General features: G+C 60.6%; 19 protein-coding genes. 8 read left to right on the top strand and 11 right to left on the bottom strand.

Annotated elements, in window-relative coordinates:
• Positions 1 to 52 precede the first annotated feature (52 nt).
• The 4 genes from trpC to ACN2TU_RS00690 are packed head-to-tail and all read left to right on the top strand — an operon-like array spanning position 53 to position 3687.
• Complete coding sequence (trpC, locus tag ACN2TU_RS00705; protein WP_435151759.1) at positions 53 to 805, top strand: indole-3-glycerol phosphate synthase; 753 nt, start codon at positions 53 to 55, stop codon at positions 803 to 805.
• Positions 802 to 2061 (top strand): tryptophan synthase subunit beta, encoded by a 1260-nt coding sequence (gene trpB, locus ACN2TU_RS00700; RefSeq protein WP_435151756.1) that lies wholly within the window; start codon positions 802 to 804, stop codon positions 2059 to 2061. The genes trpC and trpB overlap by 4 nt, the downstream gene beginning before the upstream one ends.
• Positions 2058 to 2861 (top strand): tryptophan synthase subunit alpha, encoded by an 804-nt coding sequence (gene trpA / locus ACN2TU_RS00695; protein ID WP_435151754.1) that lies wholly within the window; start codon positions 2058 to 2060, stop codon positions 2859 to 2861. Before trpB ends, trpA begins: the two co-directional genes overlap by 4 nt.
• A 31-nt stretch (positions 2862 to 2892) precedes the next feature.
• Positions 2893 to 3687, top strand: a complete 795-nt coding sequence (locus ACN2TU_RS00690) for a 2-amino-3,7-dideoxy-D-threo-hept-6-ulosonate synthase (RefSeq protein ID WP_435151751.1) — start codon at positions 2893 to 2895, stop codon at positions 3685 to 3687.
• Between the two features lie 2 nt (positions 3688 to 3689).
• Here ACN2TU_RS00690 and ACN2TU_RS00685 read toward each other — a convergent pair whose 3' ends face one another.
• Entirely contained in the window at positions 3690 to 4361 is a 672-nt protein-coding gene (locus ACN2TU_RS00685) for an HAD family hydrolase (RefSeq protein ID WP_435151749.1), read from the bottom strand.
• A gap of 117 nt (positions 4362 to 4478) precedes the next feature.
• On the opposite strand from ACN2TU_RS00685, the gene ACN2TU_RS00680 reads away from it, so the two are divergent.
• Positions 4479 to 5651, top strand: coding sequence for a 3-dehydroquinate synthase II (locus ACN2TU_RS00680; RefSeq protein WP_435151746.1), 1173 nt, complete (start codon positions 4479 to 4481; stop codon positions 5649 to 5651).
• Positions 5652 to 5664: 13 nt separating this feature from the next.
• On the opposite strand, the gene ACN2TU_RS00675 is transcribed toward ACN2TU_RS00680, so the two are convergent.
• The 4 genes from ACN2TU_RS00675 to ACN2TU_RS00660 all read right to left on the bottom strand — a co-directional run bounded on the left by ACN2TU_RS00675 (position 5665) and on the right by ACN2TU_RS00660 (position 9149).
• Complete coding sequence (locus tag ACN2TU_RS00675; protein WP_435151744.1) at positions 5665 to 6081, bottom strand: DUF7575 domain-containing protein; 417 nt, start codon at positions 6079 to 6081, stop codon at positions 5665 to 5667.
• Positions 6082 to 6354: 273 nt separating this feature from the next.
• Positions 6355 to 7029: a type I 3-dehydroquinate dehydratase gene (locus ACN2TU_RS00670; RefSeq protein WP_435151741.1), complete on the bottom strand. Its 675-nt coding sequence runs from the start codon at positions 7027 to 7029 to the stop codon at positions 6355 to 6357.
• A gap of 65 nt (positions 7030 to 7094) precedes the next feature.
• Entirely contained in the window at positions 7095 to 8123 is a 1029-nt protein-coding gene (locus ACN2TU_RS00665) for a DNA-methyltransferase (RefSeq protein ID WP_435151738.1), read from the bottom strand.
• Between the two features lie 63 nt (positions 8124 to 8186).
• Complete coding sequence (locus tag ACN2TU_RS00660; RefSeq protein ID WP_435151735.1) at positions 8187 to 9149, bottom strand: transcription initiation factor IIB; 963 nt, start codon at positions 9147 to 9149, stop codon at positions 8187 to 8189.
• Between the two features lie 276 nt (positions 9150 to 9425).
• On the opposite strand from ACN2TU_RS00660, the gene ACN2TU_RS00655 reads away from it, so the two are divergent.
• Entirely contained in the window at positions 9426 to 10175 is a 750-nt protein-coding gene (locus ACN2TU_RS00655; protein ID WP_435151733.1) for a cobalamin-binding protein, read from the top strand.
• Between the two features lie 35 nt (positions 10176 to 10210).
• Positions 10211 to 10732: an inosine/xanthosine triphosphatase gene (gene yjjX / locus ACN2TU_RS00650; RefSeq protein WP_435151730.1), complete on the top strand. Its 522-nt coding sequence runs from the start codon at positions 10211 to 10213 to the stop codon at positions 10730 to 10732.
• Between the two features lie 28 nt (positions 10733 to 10760).
• On the opposite strand, the gene ACN2TU_RS00645 is transcribed toward yjjX, so the two are convergent.
• Positions 10761 to 12584 carry a flippase-like domain-containing protein gene (locus ACN2TU_RS00645; protein ID WP_435151727.1) on the bottom strand — a complete coding sequence of 608 codons (1824 nt, stop codon included), beginning with the start codon at positions 12582 to 12584 and terminating at the stop codon, positions 10761 to 10763.
• A 196-nt stretch (positions 12585 to 12780) separates the two neighbouring features.
• Between ACN2TU_RS00645 and ACN2TU_RS00640 the strand changes: the two genes are divergently transcribed.
• Entirely contained in the window at positions 12781 to 13020 is a 240-nt protein-coding gene (locus ACN2TU_RS00640) for a DUF7123 family protein (protein ID WP_266075281.1), read from the top strand.
• A gap of 245 nt (positions 13021 to 13265) precedes the next feature.
• On the opposite strand, the gene ACN2TU_RS00635 is transcribed toward ACN2TU_RS00640, so the two are convergent.
• The 5 genes from ACN2TU_RS00635 to pyk all read right to left on the bottom strand — a co-directional run bounded on the left by ACN2TU_RS00635 (position 13266) and on the right by pyk (position 17727).
• Positions 13266 to 13880 carry a winged helix-turn-helix transcriptional regulator gene (locus ACN2TU_RS00635; protein WP_435151723.1) on the bottom strand — a complete coding sequence of 205 codons (615 nt, stop codon included), beginning with the start codon at positions 13878 to 13880 and terminating at the stop codon, positions 13266 to 13268.
• 77 nt (positions 13881 to 13957) lie between these two features.
• On the bottom strand, positions 13958 to 15115 hold the full coding sequence (locus ACN2TU_RS00630; protein WP_435151720.1) for an SPFH domain-containing protein: 1158 nt from the start codon (positions 15113 to 15115) through the stop codon (positions 13958 to 13960).
• Positions 15116 to 15194: 79 nt separating this feature from the next.
• On the bottom strand, positions 15195 to 15728 hold the full coding sequence (locus ACN2TU_RS00625; RefSeq protein WP_435151717.1) for an NfeD family protein: 534 nt from the start codon (positions 15726 to 15728) through the stop codon (positions 15195 to 15197).
• A gap of 38 nt (positions 15729 to 15766) precedes the next feature.
• Positions 15767 to 15943: a DUF7312 domain-containing protein gene (locus ACN2TU_RS00620; RefSeq protein WP_435151714.1), complete on the bottom strand. Its 177-nt coding sequence runs from the start codon at positions 15941 to 15943 to the stop codon at positions 15767 to 15769.
• Positions 15944 to 15978: 35 nt separating this feature from the next.
• Positions 15979 to 17727: a pyruvate kinase gene (gene pyk / locus ACN2TU_RS00615; RefSeq protein ID WP_435151711.1), complete on the bottom strand. Its 1749-nt coding sequence runs from the start codon at positions 17725 to 17727 to the stop codon at positions 15979 to 15981.
• Between the last annotated feature and the right edge of the window lie 98 nt (positions 17728 to 17825).

The raw sequence follows: 17825 nt of genomic DNA, 5'->3' as shown, positions 1-17825 counted from the left end.
GCGTCATCGGGACACAAGCCTTATGTACAAACTAGTCCGTTGATGTACGATAATGAACGCTAACGACGAACTCGCACCCGCGGTTCAGTCCATACTTCGGGACGCGAGAAATAGAGATACACCGCACGAGCGCGTGTCCGTGGACGCACGTTCGTTCCCCGATGCGATTGCGCGGGCGGAAACAGGCGGGAGATTTCCACTCATCGCCGAGGTCAAGCCGACCAGTCCGACGACCGACGGAAACCGAACCGACGACCCCGTCGAACTGGCCGAAGAGATGGTCGAGGGCGGTGCAACTGCGCTTTCCGTGCTGACCGAACCGAACCATTTCGGTGGATCACCCGAAAACCTGCACCGGGTTCGGGATGCCGTCGATGTGCCCGTCCTCCGCAAGGATTTCATCGTGGAGGAGAACCAATTAGATGCAGTCGAAGCAGACCTCGTCCTACTCATCGTCCGGTTCGTGGACGACCTCGAGGAGTTGCTTGTCGCCGCCCGTAACCGTGGTTTTCAGGTGCTCGTGGAGGTTCACACGCGCGATGAATTGAAGACGGCAGTAGACGCAGGCGCGGACATCATCGGCGTGAACAACCGCGACCTCGGAAAACTGGAAGTGAACCTCGACACTTTCGAGTCGGTCGCACCCGAAGTGCCGGATGACGTGACCCTCGTCGCGGAGAGTGGAATCACGACGCCCGACGATGCCCGGCGAATGCGCGAGGCGGGCGCGAATGCCCTGCTTGTCGGGAGTGCGATTATGGACGGAGACGTGACCGAGAATACCCGGAGGTTGGTATCCGCATGAACGAGAGCGAGACGAAAACCAACGCAAAGTTCGGCGAATACGGCGGTCAGTACGTGCCGGAAGTGCTTATGCCCGCCATCGAGGAACTTCAATCGGCCTACGAACGATACGTGCTCGAAAACGAAGACGGCTTCATGGACGAGTTCCGCCGCCATCTCCGTGATTTCGGTGGACGACCGACGCCGCTCCAACGAGCCGACGCCTTGAGCGAGCGATACGGCCGCGACATCTTTCTGAAGCGCGAAGACCTGCTCCACGGCGGGGCACACAAACTGAACAACGCGCTCGGACAGGTCTTGCTGGCGAAGTACATGGGCAAAGACCGAATCGTCGCGGAAACCGGCGCGGGCCAGCACGGCACCGCAACCGCGATGGCCGCCACCTACCTCGACATCGACTGCGAGGTGTACATGGGCCGAACCGACATCAACCGCCAGCGACCGAACGTCTTCCGGATGCGAACCCACGACGCGGACGTGAATCCCGTCGATGTCGGCTCCGGAACGCTGAAAGAGGCCATCAACGAGACGATGCGCGACTGGGCGACCAATGTGGAAGACACCCACTACGTCATCGGAAGCGTCGTCGGCCCGCATCCCTTCCCGCAGATGGTGCGCGATTTCCAGGCGGTCATCAGCGAGGAGGCGAGAAAGCAGGTTCAAGAGCAAGCGGGCAGATTGCCCGACAGCGTCGTCGCCTGCGCAGGCGGCGGTTCGAACACGATGGGCGCGTTTCATCACTTCGTGGACGACGAAGATGTCTCGCTCTTCGCAGTCGAAGCGGGTGGGTCCGGCCTGACGATTGACGAAGAGGAAGGTCTCGCGCCGCACTCCGCTTCGCTTTCGACGGGTGAAGACGGCGTACTCCACGGTGCGCGGACGAAACTGCTCCAGAACCGTGACGGACAAATTCTCGAATCACACAGCGTGAGCGCGGGCCTCGACTACTCCGGCGTCGGCCCGGAACTCGCATATCTCGCCGACATCGGTCGCGTAACTCCCGTGAGCGTCGGCGACGACGCCGCGCTCGAAGCCTTCCATCGCCTGTCGAAACTGGAGGGAATCATTCCTGCGCTGGAATCGAGCCACGCGATTGCGTATCTGGAAGAGGCAGAAAATTCGGACGACTCCGACGATTTGGGCGACCTCGTCGTCGTCAACGTCTCCGGCCGGGGGGACAAAGACCTCGATACGGTCATCGAGGAGAGCGAAAAGCGCGGCATCGACACTGCGCCGAGCATGGAGGTGTTCAAATGAATCTCGAATCCGTCTTTTCGGACGAAGCTGCACTGATTCCCTACGTCGTGGCTGGCGACCCGAACCCGGAGGCGACGAAGGAGTACGTCCGCGCACTCGCACGAGGAGGCGCGGACGTTATCGAACTCGGCCTGCCGTTCTCCGAACCCATCGCGGACGGCCCGACGATTCAGACCGCCATCCAGCGCGCGCTGGATGGCGGGATGACGCCCGACCGCTATCTCGACCTCGCCGCCGAACTGGGCGTGGACGTGCCGATCGTCTGCATGACCTACTACAATCTCATCTACCAGTACGGCGATGCTGCGGGCGTCGAACCCTTCGTGTCCGCCGCCGCGGACGCCGGGATTTCGGGACTCATCATTCCCGACTTACCGGTCGAGGAAAGCGACCCCCTCCGAGAGGCCTGCGACGAGTACGGACTCGACCTGGTGTTCATCGTCGCGCCAACGACCACGGACGAACGCGAAGCGAAAATCCTGTCGCAAGCCTCGGGATTCGTCTACGTGCAGGCCCGACTGGGAACCACAGGGGCGCAGACGGACGTGAGCGGTGCGACCCACGACAGCCTCGGGCGGCTCGCCGAAACCGACCTGCCGAAGGCGGTCGGGTTCGGCGTGAGCGAAGGCGAACACGCGAAAGAAATCGTTGCGGCGGGCGCGGACGGTGTCGTCGTCGGAAGCGCCCTCGTGGACATCATCGCATCCGGCGAAAACGTCGGGGAGCGCCTCGAATCGAAAGCCACGGAACTCAAATCCGGGGCACGAGAAGGTAGACAGGAAGTACCGCAACCGGAATGAATTTCACACTAGCTTGCTACACATTCACACAATGAACACGGGAATTGCAGCACGACTCGACCGCATCGGACGTGACGGCCGCTTCGTCATCGTTCCGATGGACCACGGCATTACATTGGGCGCAGTACGCGGCCTGAAAGACATCGAAGGTACGATCGACGCGGTGACACGAGGGGGAGCAGACGCTGTTCTCACGCAGAAGGGAATCGCCTCGCGGGTTCATCCGAACAAAAACGGCGCGGGCTACATCGTCCATCTGAATGCCTCCACGACCATCGGCCCGGACGCGAACGACAAACGAATGACCGGCACCGTCGAGGAAGCGATTCGCGCCGGTGCCGACGCCGTTTCGTTCCACATCAACGTCGGCAGCGACCACGAACCCGACCAGATTACCGACCTCGCGGAGGTGTGCAGCAGGGCAGATAAGTTCGGCATGCCCGTCCTCGCCATGTCCTACGCCCGCGGACCGGGCGTAGACGAGCACGACGCGGAGAGTCTCGGCCACGCGGTTCGACTCGCGGAAGAAGTCGGCGCGGATGTGGTGAAGACCGCCTACAGCGGCGACGCGGACAGCTTCGAACACGTCGTTGAATCGACGCGCCTTCCGGTGGTTATCGCAGGGGGGGCTCCCGAAGGTGACGAAGCGACCCTCGACGCGGTTAGCGGCGCGATGGATGCGGGCGCGGCGGGCGTCTCGATCGGCCGCTCCGTCTTCCAACACGAGAACCCGGAAGCAATCGCACGCGCTGTTTCAGGCGTTGTTCACGACGATTTGTCCGCCGAAGACGCGCTCGATGAGGCAGGGCTATCGGTCAAAATCTAATTCTAGAGGAGGCTCGGGAATTCCGCGAGCGACGGGAGTATGTGCGTCGGCTCGGGAGTAGGGTCAGTCACTTGCTCCTTGTAAGGAACCCAGACGGAATCGATATCGAGGCCGTTCGCGCCGGCCACATCGGCACCCAGCGAATCGCCGACGTGAATCGTGTTTCCCGGTTCCGAATCGAGTTCAGACAGGGCGCGCTCGAAAGGGGTCGGGTCAGGTTTCGGTGGAACGCCGTCGCGGGGATTGGCGAAGACGGGTGTATCAAAGACGTCAGAAATTCCGAGTGCGTCCAGTTTGACGGTCTGGGTCGCTTCGTCCCAGTTCGTCACGAGGCCGAGATTCGCGTCGCTAGCGGCCGCCAGCGCGGCCTCGGCACCGGGACGGAACGAGACTGCGGAGTGATCGAGACACGCCTCGTACGCGGTAGCGAGATCCGATGCATGATGGGTTTCGATACCCGCCTTCCGAGCAGTCACGGCGAAGCAAAACTCGTAGAACTCATGTGGTGTTTTCGGGGTCGAAATATCGTCTACCGCAGCGATGATATCCGCGACCGTGCAGTACTGGTCGACCGAAACACGGTCGAATGCTTCGGCGAGAACTGCCTCCTCGTCTTGGTCGGAGACACACAGCGTGGAGTCGAGGTCGAAGAGAATCGCGTCGAAATCAGCCATTTTGGTAGTGGTAATCGAGATGGTAAAAAACTGTGGAGTGGTAACGAAGCGTGAGTAAACTGGTGAGAAGTTGCGGATTCCGCCACGTTCAAGCCATGTGCGTACGAGCGATTCAGCATGACACGCTCCGTGTGGCTGAAAGCCGATTCCGATGTCGGCGACTGGGACCACCGCCGTAAACGAATTACCGCCGGATTGGAAGCCGGTGTAGACTGGGTTCTGGTGGACGAACGCGATGTAGAGCGCGTCCGAAAGCTCGGCGAAGTCAACATCGCGGCGTTCCGCTCCGACAGTGACGTACACATCTTCGACGTGGAGTCGAACGAAGAAGTACCCGAACCCGACGCCAGAATCGTCGGTAAGGACGGCGAGGGAGACGGGACAGTCGATCTTCCCTCCGATTTCTCCGGCTCTGCCGACCTTTCAACGCTCCGGCGCGAGGACGAAGCGGAAGGTGCCTTCATCAGAATCCTGAGCGAGGAGTACGAAGCCTTCGCCGAGGCCGCGGCCGAGGAAGCGGACTACACCATCGTCGTCGGCGAGGATTGGACCATCATCCCGCTGGAAAACCTCATCGCCCGAATCGGCGAGGAGACGGAACTCGTCGCGGGCGTCACGAGCGCCGACGAGGCCCGAACCGCGTTCGAGACGCTGGAACTCGGTGCCGACGCCGTTCTGCTGGACAGCGACAGTCCGGACGAGATTCGCGCGACGGTGGACGTTCGGGACGCCGCGGAGCGAGAAACGCTCGATTTGGAGTGGGGCGAAGTGCTGACCATCGAGCAGACGGGAAGCGCCGACCGGGTCTGCGTCGATACCGGGTCGCTGATGGAAGACGACGAGGGGATGCTCGTGGGGTCGATGTCGCGGGGCCTCTTTTTCGTCCACGCGGAAACCGCCGAATCCCCCTACGTCGCCTCACGACCCTTCCGGGTGAACGCAGGGGCGGTTCACGCGTACGTTCGCGTCCCCGACGGCGGAACCAAATATCTCTCCGAACTCACCAGCGGTGATGAAGTCCAACTCGTCAATACGGACGGCAAGACCCGCGAGGCAGTCGTCGGGCGGGTGAAAATAGAGAAGCGTCCGATGTTCCGCGTCGAAGTCGAGACGGAGGATGGCGACCGAGTCGAGACGCTCTTGCAGAACGCGGAGACCATCAAAGTCCCGACGCGCGAGGGTCGAAAAGCGGTCACCGACCTCGAAGTCGGCGACGAACTGAAGCTCTATCTGGAGGGCGGCGCGCGCCACTTCGGCGAGAGCGTCGAAGAGAGCATCATCGAACAGTAGTCGAAAATCCGTCCTATTGTGCGGTCGTCTCGTGGTCTATCGGATTCGTACACCAGTGACAGAAGTCCAAGTCCTCGTCTACGTTACGGCGGCAGTTTGGACAGCGAGTTCCGCTACTGCCGTCGCCATCCGTCGTCGGGGTACGGTTACCGCGCAAGGCCGACCAGTAGGCGTCCAAGATGTTACACAGTTGGACGACCAGAATCGGGATGACGACGCTCAGTGGAAGTGCCTGAATTTCCGCCGAGTACGCTGCAAAGCCGCCGGTTTCGACCGCTTCGAACGTCGTCTGCGGAATGAACACCATCACGGTGACGAGGGCGAATCCGAACCAGAGAAGCGCGCGAAGCCACTGGCGAAGGTAGGCGTGTCCCAGACCGGGATAGACAAACGCCAGACCGGCCGCCAGCCACGGGCGCTTTCGTGTCATTTTGCGTGGGTTGTTGACGGGCGGTGTTAAATCCTTGCAATACGGCTTACGTAGCTGATACTTATTCGAGGAACAGGACGTAACAGCCATCTAGAAGTTCATATAATTGTGATAGTATATAGCATCGGTTTGATATTTTCTGAAAGAGATGCTCGTGAAACTGCACCGTTTGCTATCGTTAGGTCGTCGCCCGTTCTCAGTCAAACCAACAGGCGGGTGAGTGCGCCGCACTCATCCACCCCACGGCTGGTGGCCGTGTCAATCATCGTGGATTCATCCTCGCAGTTCACGAACGAGACGCGAAAGCGTCGCCAACTCGTACTGACCCGGCGCAGTCGCGTCCGCCGAATCCAGCGGGGCGTAGCCGATTTTCGACCCGTAAATCGGTGCGACTGCCCGCGAATGGCGACCGACTTCGCCCATCGCTATGGTTGCCACTCGCCGTCCGTCCTCGGTGAGTCGGTTGGTCGCTGAGAGCAAATCGAGCACGTCAAACCGCGAGTTGGCGGTCACCGCCATTTTCCCCACGTCGGCATGGTCTGTCGCTTGTTCCAGCAGTTCGCGCATTCGTTTTTCGGACGGCGTCTCTTCGAAATCGTGAATCGAAGCGAGTACTGTCGTGTCATGCTCGCGAGCGTGATCAGCGACCCTCCTTCCGTCACCCGAAAGAAGGCTCTCCAGTTCGAGGTCGATTGCGGCGACGGCGTCGTGTTCGGCCGCGGTTTCGAGGGCATCCAACCGAGCCTCGTCGCCCGTCGCCTCGCCACCCTCCCACGAGGCACGATTCGTGGCGAGAATGGGTAGTTTACCGTTGTAGCTCGCGAGTTGGTCGAGTGGGTCGGTCGCCAAATCCATCCGGAACTCTACTATATCGGCGTGGTCGCTGGCACGCGGTTCGTCCCCGAGGACTGCCGTGCTTGCCGCCAGGGAAAACGAGTCGAACTCCATAGCGGATGGTCGTCCCGGCGGGACAAAAGGCTACCCGGAGTCAAGTCGCAGTCGAATAGCGATAGTCACTCGGAATACGGTTCGTGTGTGGCTAAAAATCGCGTTCCGTCGCGAGTTACGTCGGTCACTTCGTAGAACTGAATCTCCTGCTCTTGGGAGGTTTTGACCGGGAAATCGTACTGGTTGGAGTCGTACGCGAGCGAACCGTCGTGTTCGCGGACGAACTCCCGATGGTCGTCGAGTCGGGCTCGAATGATATCACGTGAGAGGTCGTCCGCCGTCTCGACTCGCTCCTCGAACACGCCTGTGAAATCCGATTCGAGTTCGTAGCCCACCGAATTTCGCCCGGCGACCATCGCCGCGAGCGAGGTCGTACCAGTTCCCCAGAACGGGTCGAAGACGGTGTCGCCGTAGACGGAAAACATCGAGATGAGTCGATAGGGGAGTTCGAACGGAAACGCCGCCGACCGTTCGCGCAGGTCGCCGTGGTCTAACTCTTGTATCTCGCCGCGAACCGCAGTCCAGAGGTCGGAAAACCACTCGTTTCGCTCCTCCCAGAAGTACGCCGCCTCGTACCGTCGGTCGGCACCGGGTTCGAATCGGCGCGAATCGCCGTTTCGGAAGACGAGGAGGTATTCGTGTTCGAGGGCTGTGTAGGCGTTCGGCGGGAGCATCCCCGACCCCATGAACTTCGTTAGACGGTTCGATGGTTTTCGCCAGAGGATGTCCGGAAGCGGACAAAACCCTCGATTTCGCAGTCCCTGAAGCACTTGCGAGTGATTCGGGAAGAGTTGAAAGGTTCCATCGACTTTTCGGGTGGCATCGCCGACGTTAATGACGGCGATGCCGCCGGGTTTCAGCACGCGAGCGACCTCGGCCCAGACGGCGTCGAGTTCGTCGTGCATCAACTCGAAGGCGGTGTTGCCGTCCTCGCGTTCCAGTGCGTCCCCGATTTTCGAGTTCAGCCGCGAGAATAGGTCGTCCCACATTTCGATCATCGGGTACGGCGGTGAGGTGACGACGAGGTCTATCGAATCGTCGGGAAGCGAACTCTCGCTGGCGTTCCCGACGTGAATCTCGTGCTCTGTTTCCATTGCGGTTGCTGTGTAGACATATCGGTACACAGCAAAACATCTTTTCAAACAGTTCGGGGGAAATTACAGCGCGATGGTGCCTTCTTCGGCTTCGAGCAGTTCGTGGTAGCGGTTACGAATCGTGACTTCGCTGATGTCGGCGACTTCGCTGACTTCCGCCTGCGTCGTCTTCTCGTTGGTCAGGAGGGCGGCGGCGTACACTGCCGCGGCGGCGAGACCGACGGGTGATTTACCGCTGTGGACGCCCTGTTCTTTCGCGTTCTTCAGGAGTTCGCGGGCACGGTGTTCCGCTTCATCCGAAAGGTCGAGGCCGGAGGCGAATCGCGGGACGTAGCTCTCGGGGTCGGCGGGTCGAACCTCGAGTTTCAGTTCGCGCACGACGTAGCGGTAGGTTCGTGCGACTTCGCTCTTCTCGACTCGGCTCACGTCGGTGATTTCGTCCAGACTGCGCGGGACGCCTGCCTGTCGCGCCGCGGCGTAGACACAGGCCGTCGAAACGCCTTCGATGGAACGTCCCGGCAGGAGGTCTTCGTTCAGCGCGCGTCGGTAGATGACGCTCGCCATCTCGCGAACCGAATCCGGCAGACCGAGGGCGCTCGCCATCCGGTCGATTTCGCCGAGCGCCTGTTTGAGGTTGCGCTCCTTGCTGTCGCGCGTTCGGAAGCGTTCGTTCCACTTGCGCAGGCGCTGCATCTTCTCGCGCTGGCGCGACCCGAGCGAGTTGCCGTAGGCGTCCTTGTTTCGCCAGTCGATGTTGGTCGAAAGTCCCTTGTCGTGCATCGTGTTCGTGGTCGGCGCACCGACGCGGGACTTTTCGTTTTTCTCCTTGGCGTCGAAGGCACGCCACTCCGGGCCGCGGTCGACGTTGTCCTCGTCAACGACCAGTCCACAGTCCTCACAGAGGGTCTCGCCGTGGCCGGAGTCGGCGACGAGTTTGCCGCCACATTCGGGACAGCTTTGGCCTTCGTTTCGTTGCTCTTCTACTTCGGATTCGTCGGTTCTCGTTCTGATTGACGTTTTTGGCATGTGAAACACCCCTCGAAAAGAGGGCGCGTCGGCTACCGGGCAGGGAAATCCTGAAAAACCCGGACGCCGCTACTCTTAACCTGCCGTTAGGACGAAACATACTTAAAGGATTCGTTTTTAGCCCATCTCGCGTTCGTGAAACAGTCACACGGAGCGTGAAATAGACGTCCTGCGTCAGGCGAGCGAAATATTTAAGCCTCCATTTCCGTCCAGTAATGTATCATTTACTCCGATTCGGAGCAAACATTTACTCCGCTATCAGACAAGAAGTCACCGATGGCAGGAGACCGTATCGTCTCGCTCGCGCCGAGCGCCACTGAAACGCTTCGTGAGCTCGGCACGACGGAACAACTCGTCGGCGTGACACACCACTGCTCGGTCGATGCTCCGGCAGTCGGCGGCTGGTTGAATCCGGACTACGACGCTGTAGAGGCCTGTGACCCCGATATCGTGCTTACAGCCGACCCGCTACAGGCCGACGTTCGTGACGACCTCCGCGAACTCGGCTATCGAGTCGTCCACGTCGAACCGCGGACGCTCGGGGACGTGATAGAATCGTTCGCTACGCTCGGGCAGGCAGTCGGACTGCCGCGAAACGGAAACGACCTCGCGTGGCGTGCGCGGAACCGAATCGAGCGCGTCCAACGACTGGTTGCGGATCGTCCGCGACCAGTCGTCTACTGCGAGGAGTGGTCGAACCCGCCGACCGCCGCCGGAAACTGGATTCCGGATGTGGTTCGCGCCGCGGGTGGTCGCTACCCGTTTTCCTCGCCGGGTGAGCGTTCGTCCGAAGTCGAACGCTCGCTGGTCGAGGAGACCCAACCTGAGCACGTCTTCCTCCACATCTGTGGCCACGGCGAGCGAAGCGACCCCGAAGTCGTATCGAACCGTGACTGGTCGATTCCGGCGATAGACCGCGGTGCGGTTCACGTACTCGACGATTCGCTACTATACCAACCGAGTCCGCGACTCATCGAGGGAATCGAGACGATGGCCGCGACGCTCCATCCAGCGGCGCTTGAGTAGAAAACCACAAATCGAATCGGCGACAGGTGGAAACTATGCGAGTCGGTGTCGGCAGTCGAAATCCAGTGAAAATATCGGCGGTCGAGGCAGTGTTCGACGGCCTCGAAACGACGCCCGAACGAATCAGTATCGAGTCGGTGGCTATCGACTCGGGAGTTGCGGAGCAACCGTTCGGCGAAGCGGAGACTATCAAAGGCGCGGAAAATCGCGCGCGACGTTCCGTGTCGGAGTACGATATCGGAATCGGACTGGAAGGCGGCGTCGCGGAAGTGCCCGGTTCTGACGGTCTCTATCTCATCATGTGGGCCGCGGTCACCGACGGCGAAATGGTGGGACGCGGGGCAGGACCACGCTTGCAACTGCCGGATTCCGTCGCCCGCCGGATTCGGGACGGCGAGGAGCTCGGCCCGGTCATGGACGACCTGCTCGGCGAATCCGACGTGGCGAAAAAACAGGGTGCAGCAGGTGCGCTCACGGGCGGAATCATCGACCGACAAGAAGCTCTGGAACACGCAGTCGCCGGGGCACTCGCCCCATTCGTCACCGAATTCTACTAATAATCGAAATTTTGAGCGCGATTTTTCCTCAGTCGTCGAGCGACGCGGGTTCGGACTCGACCGACATCTCGCTGCCCTCCTCGACCGCCTGCGTGAGCGAGACGTTGAGCGAGAACATCGACCCGACGCCGCCGACGAGGGTGACGATGTTCTTCACCGCGTGGTCGAGAATCGCCGCGCCGAGCGCGACCGGCCACGAGATGGGCGTCAGACCGGCGACGAAGACGGTGAACGCCGCCTCGTATAGGCCGACACCGCCGGGCGAGAGCGGGAGCACTTTGGCGAGGTTACCCACGCTCACCGCGAAGAAGCCGACGGCGACCAGCGTCACCGGGTCGAGCGAGACGTTGGGGAAGGCGACCAACACGAGGATGGCCGTCAACACGTCGAGCGTCCAGATTGCGAGGCTGCTTGCACCGACGCGAAGGAAGGCCGCTCGGTCGCTCGCGACGGTCTGCACGTCGCCGGTAAACCGCTCGATGAGACCGGCGATGTAGTCAGCATAGGAGTCGGAACTGACCTTCGTGACGACTTCACGGACGAGATTTCGGTCGGAGCGGGCGCTGGCGATGATAACGGCGACGGCAGCGATTGCGGCCCCGCCGACGCCCGCCGCGACGAACACCGCAGTTCGGGCGGCCTCTCGTTGTTCCGCGCCCGTAATCGCCTGTACGATGTCCGCGGCTTGTCCCGTAACGGTCAGACCGAGCAGAACCGTTCCGGCCATCACGGTAATCGTGAGCAGGTCGAACACACGTTCGATAGCCAACGACGCGAATCCGGAGGGGTACGGAATCCCTCTGCGGGCCTTCACGACGTAGGCGCGGACTGCGTCACCGGCACGGGCGGGGAACACGAGGTTCCCGGTTTGGCTGATGAATATCGCCCCGGTGAGGAACTGCGTCGTCTCGGTGAAGCCGAGTTCTTCGAGGATGTCCTTGTAGCGCACGCCACGGAGCGGCCACGAAAGCACGTAGATGAGCGCCGCGGCACCAACGAGTGCGGGATTCGCCTCGCTCATCTGTTTGAGAACGCTCTCCATCGGCAGATACTGGCCCATCAGCGCGACGGCGATGACGGTAAGCAAAACCCCCACGGCCATCGACACCCGGCGGGTGATTCGGGGTTCGACGGAGAACTCCCACCAACAGCGGCCGATCTGGCTACCCATGCCGAACACGTCGCGCACGAGATCGACTTTCGTGTCGCCCTTCGGCGTCCAGTCCACCGAGAACTCCTTGATTCTGTAGCCCTTCCGCTGGGCACGTACGAGCACCTCGGTGTCCCAGAACCAGTGTTTGTCCTCCACGTCGGACAGCACGTCGAACAGCGCCCGTCGGTCGAACGCTTTGAACCCGCACTGATGGTCGCGCAGGTCGGAACGGAGGAATAAACGTGTCAGACCGTTGAACCCGCGACTCGCAACGTCACGTTTCGCCGGTCGCTCGGCCACGTTTTCCGGCATCCACCGGGAACCGGTCGCAAAGTCGTATTCGCCGGAGCGAACGCTTTCGACCAGTTCCTCCAGATGCCCCATGTCCGTCGCCAAATCCGTATCGAAGTAGACTAACGTCTCCCCGTCGGCGGCGTCAAACGCGTGATTCAATGCTCCTCCCCGCCCCAGTCGCTCGTCGCTGTGGAAGTGGCGAACTCGGTCGTCCTGTTCTGCCATTCTGTCTGCGATTTCCGGCGTTCGGTCGTCACAGCCGTCTTCCGCGACGATGACCTCAAAGCTATCGGAGGGTAAAAACGATTCTAGCGTGTCGAGGGTCGTCTCGACGGTGTTCTCGATGGTCGCCTCCTCGTTGTACGCTGGAAGGACGACACTCACCTCTACGGAACCACCGCTCATTATGCAGTCATCTCATCCTCTCGCCGTAAGTAGCTTCTGGGCCACGGTTGTCACGAAACGGGGCGTTAACCAACCGTACCAACCCACCGCACGGGGGCGGTTATATTCACTCATGACTGTGTCGAAATCACACGAGAGCGTGGCGTTAACTACTCGTACCAAACCCACTAAGGTCGTCTCCTTCCTCTATGTAGATATGAGCACGACCACTGCTGGCACGACCACCCTCACCGACAAACAACAGCGTATCCTTCGCTACCTCCGCGAGAACGGCGAGACGAAGACGTATTTCAAATCTCGACTTATCGGAAGCGAACTCGGTCTCACTGCGAAGGAGGTCGGGACGAACATGACCGCCATCGCGGACGGTGATTTCGACGTGGACGTCGAAAAGTGGGGCTACTCCTCGTCGACGACGTGGAAAGTCAGCGCCTGAATCCGGGCAGTTCGGTGCGGTGGGCTGTCGAGCGCGTCGTTCCAGCCGTTTCGCTGTGTTTTCGATAATTTCTGCTCCGGTCGTTTTCGCGTAATCCACACGATCGAGACTGACAAGTAGTCAAGAACAATGCGGTATTTCTCTTGTCGGTTAATCACAAACTGGAACCAGAATCCACGTCTACCGATTGCATCGACCGACTCAAACGAATTTCGAGAGAACGGGAAAGTAAGTGGTAGTGAGCCTTAGGGGTCGAACGAAATCAGCCCCGCCGCCTCGCTCGCGAACTGCTCCGCGTTCGTATCGAACGAGTCGGCGTACCGAACGAGCAGGGTGATGAGCGTCTCCGGATGCCGGGCCGCGTAGCCGTCTTCGCGCGAAAGCAACCCTTTCTCGTCCAGATCCGCGGCGTACTTGCTCACGGTCGGTCGGGAAACGTCGAGCGCGGTAGCGAGGTCGCTGCCAGTCGCATCCGGGTTTCGGAGCAGTTCGATGAGCATCCCGCGCGGCGTCTCCCGGCGGAGATAGCTCAGCGCGACCTGCTCGAACGCGGAGAACTTCCCTGTGGGGAAGAATCGTCGATAGTCGCCGTCTCGGTGACTCTCCACGACACCAACCTCAACGAGTTGCCGAAGGTGGTGTTGTGTCTCCCCAGTGCCGAGTTGAAGGTCGTCGCGTATCTTCGAAAAATGAGCGCCCGGCGTGGTGGAGACGTACCCAGCAATCGCATCTCGAGCCTCGCTTCGCTCGCCCGTTCGGTCGGCGTCTGCGAGTTTCGTCAGCGGCGTGGCCGCACCCAAAACCGCGAACCTGCGGAGGGTTGCACGCTTATTTTCATCCACGTTACCGGGCTGAACCATCTACACATCTCTAAGCGAGGGGAACGTAAAATAGCTTCGCTTGGTAGACAGTTACAAACGAGAAAACGAGGATGGCGTTATTCGACTTCGGTTTCCATCTCGGCTTCGACGTCCTCTTCCATCTCGGAGTCCATCTCCTCGATGACTTCGTCGGCGCTCTTGATTTGGGCTTTGTCCTCGCCCTCCTTGATGGCCTGTGCTTCCTTTTCCATCGCTTCCACGTCCATCTCTGCTTCCTCGTCGATTTGACCGAGGATTTCGTCGATGTCGTCAAGTCCAAGCAGTTCGCGGGTCTCCGAGTCGAAATCGAGGCTGTCCAACTGCTGGTTGTCCGCTTTCACGTCGCTTCCGGTCAGGTGTTTGCCGTACCGGCCGACCAGCGACGAGAGTTCCTGGGGCAGGACGAACGTCGTGGATTCGCCCTGTCCGATGCTTTCGAGCGTTTCCATCCCCTTCTCGATGACGGCGCGCTCACCCATCGATTCAGCGGATTTCGCGCGAAGGACGGTCGAAACTGCGTCACCCTGCGCTTCGAGGATTTGGCTTTGCTTCTCACCCTGTGCGCGAATGATGTTGGACTGCTTGTCACCTTCCGCCGTCTCGATTGCACTGCGGCGTTCACCCTGTGCTTCGAGAATCATGGCGCGGCGTTTGCGCTCCGCGGAGGTCTGCTGTTCCATCGCCTGCTGCACGTCTTTGGATGGGTTGACCTCACGGACTTCGACGCTCTCGACGCGGATCCCCCACTCGTCCGTGGGTTCGTCCAGTTCGCGGCGGATTTTCGCGTTGATTTCCTGGCGCTTGTTGAGCGTGTCGTCGAGTTCCATGTCACCGAGCACTGCACGGAGCGTCGTCTGGGCGAGGTTCGAGACGGCGCGTTTGTAGTCCTCGACTTCGAGGAACGCCTTCTTCGCGTTCATCACCTTGATGTAGACGACGGCGTCCGCGGTCACGGGCGAGTTGTCGCGCGTGATGGCTTCCTGCCGGGGCACGTCAAGCGTCTGTGTCCGCATATCGAAGCGGTACGTTTTGCTGACGAACGGCGGCACAAAGTTGATACCCGGTTCGAGCAGTTTGCGGTACTCACCGAAGACGGTCAGCGCGCGTTTCTCGGTCGCTTGCACGATTTCGACCGCCGACCAAACGGTGACGACGGCGAGGACCAGAAATAGCAATGCAACTATCGTTATTATCCCACCAGCCGCGGCGGTTTGTAGAGGTACTAGGGGCAGCATACGTCCGAATGTTGGGATAGCTACCTGTTAAGTATTCTGCTATTTCATACGCAGTAATTTGGTAAGAAAATATCTGGTTTCAGAGCTCTTCCGTCTCTTTTTCGCGCTTTGCCCGTTCACGAGCGAGTTCCCGGTCGATACTGTCTTCGACATGTCCGAGCGGTTCGACGGTGACGACGTTGCCGCCACCGGGGTCGATAACCATCACCTCGGTGCCTTCCGGGATTTCGCCGTCCATCGAGCGGGCCGCGTAGTGGGGGTTGAATCCACCACTGGACAGTTTCACCTGTCCTTCGGACGGAGTCACACGCTCGGTAACTCGTCCGGTCGTGCCTTTGAGCGAGTCCGAGTCTTTGGTGCGTCCGGTTCCTTTCCCACCGTAGAGGTCGAGTTCGCGGTAGGCGTAAAGCGAGAGCCCACCGAATGCGAGGACGAGAAACGCGAGGACGAACGGAGCTGCCAGTGGCGGAAAGGCGAGCGCCACCAACCCGGCAAGCAGGAGCGCAACTCCAAGGACGATGAAATGTGCACCGGGGATGAGTGCTTCCGCGAGCGCGAGCCCCGCACCCGCGAGGATGAGTAAAAGCGGGAGCGAATCGAGGGGCGATGCCATGATTGGGTGTTGGTGTCGAGCGATTAAGGGTTTGTGGGTTAGGCCAGTCCGGTCAACCGCAGAAGAACGAACAACATCGTCAGGGCGCCAAGAACGACGAACAGGATGTTTTCCGCCGAGGGAGACCCCGGTTCGAGGGGTTCATCCATCGGTTCCTCCCGAGGAGCGTCATCGTCGTCACCAACATCCTCAATCTCGTATTTCCAGTCAGACATGCGCCACGATTAGGGATGGGCGGACAAAAGGTTGGCTACGAACGGTTGTTTGATCGAACGTCGCCGTGGTAGACGACGCCCCGTTCGGCGTCTATCGTCACTTCGTCGCCGCTTTCGGTTTCCGGGCCGAGCGGTGCGCCACTAACCATTGGAATATCGAGTTCACGGGCGATCAGTGCCGGATAGCCCGTCATTCCCGGACGAGCATCCACGATACCGGCGAGAGCCGACGTGTCGCCGGTAAACTCCCCATCGAAGTCCGGTTCGAGGACGAGTATCGTCCCCTCCGGAACGTCGGAGAGGTCGCCAGTGGAACTGCGGAGTATCTGCCCCGCAACCTGTCCCCGGACGACGCCGCGACCGGTTGCGATGGTCTCCGCAGCGACGTGGACTTTGAGCATGTTCGCCGTGTCGGAGCCATCGATTTCGCTCATCATGCCCGAGAGAACGACAACGGTGTCGCCGCTCTCCGCAACTCCTGCGTCGAGGGCGGCCTGCACGCCGTCCTCGATGATGGTTTCCACGTTGTGGCCGAGGTCGGTGTACTGAGCGTTGACACCCCACGAAAGAGCGAGTTTTCGCCGGACGCGGTCGTTCGGCGTCGTCGCCACGACGGGGACGCCGGGACGGAACTTCGCCACTTTCAGCGCGGTATAACCGGACTCGCTGGCCGCAATCACCGCACTCGCGCCGATGTCGCGGGCGAGATACCGCGCCGAGCGAGCGATGGCGTCGGTTCGGGTGTCGTCCCCCGTCGGAACGCGCTGTTCGAGCGTTTCGTCGTACTCGCCGCTCTCTTCGACTTCGCGGACGATTCTGTCCATCGTCTCCACCACGCGAACCGGATGGTCGCCGATAGCCGTCTCGCCCGAAAGCATCACGGCGTCCGTCCCGTCGAGAACTGCGTTCGCCACGTCGGAGGCTTCCGCACGTGTGGGTCTGCGCGAGTGAACCATCGAATCCAGCATCTCCGTCGCGGTGATGACTGGGACGCCCGCCCGCTGACAGGTTCGGATGATGCGCTTTTGAATCATCGGCACGTCCTCCATCGGACATTCGACGCCGAGGTCACCGCGAGCGACCATCACGCCGTAGGCGGCGTCAACGATTTCTTCGAGGTTTTCGACCGCACCGCGCCGCTCGATTTTTGCGATGATAGGGATGTCCGCCCCGTTTTCTTCGAGCACTTTGTTGACCTCGAATACGTCGTTCGCATCGCGGACGAAACTCGCCGCGACGAAATCGACGCCCGCTTCGGCGGCCAGCTGAAGGTCACCACGGTCTTTCTCGGTGACGACATCCAAGTCGAGTTCGACGCCGGGGACGTTGACGCCTTTCCGACTGCTGAGTTCGCCACCGCTTTCGACGCGGGCGATGACGGCGTCATCATTGACTCGTTCGACCGTGGTTTCGATTCGACCGTCGTCCAAGAGCACGGAATCGCCGGGTTCGGCGTTCGTGATGGCGACGGACAGGCCGACTTCTTCGGGAGTTGCATCGTTCCCCTCGACGAAGCGAACCATCGAACCGGTCTCCAGCATGATCGGTTCCTCGGTTTCTGCGGTGCGGATTTCCGGTCCTTGGAGGTCTAGCATCGCAGCAAGCGGGTTTTCGGTCGCCTCATCTACCCGCCGAATCGTTTCGATGAGGCTCGCCCGGTCGTCACGCGACCCGTGGCTTGCGTTGACCCGAGCGACCGTCATTCCTGCGTCTGCCAGTTCTCGTACCGTGCTCTGCGAGTTCGACGCAGGCCCGAGCGTGCAGACGATTTTCGCGTTTCTCATACGCCAAGGTTGGTGCGTACCTGCCAAAAAACCCCGCAGTTAACTCGAAAACGAGTCATCGAAGCGTGCACCCGGCCACAATCACTAATTATGTCGCC

Source organism: Haladaptatus marinus (assembly GCF_051194195.1).
The sequence above is the reverse complement of the archived record's forward strand: the minus strand, read 5'-3'. Positions and strand labels throughout refer to the sequence as shown.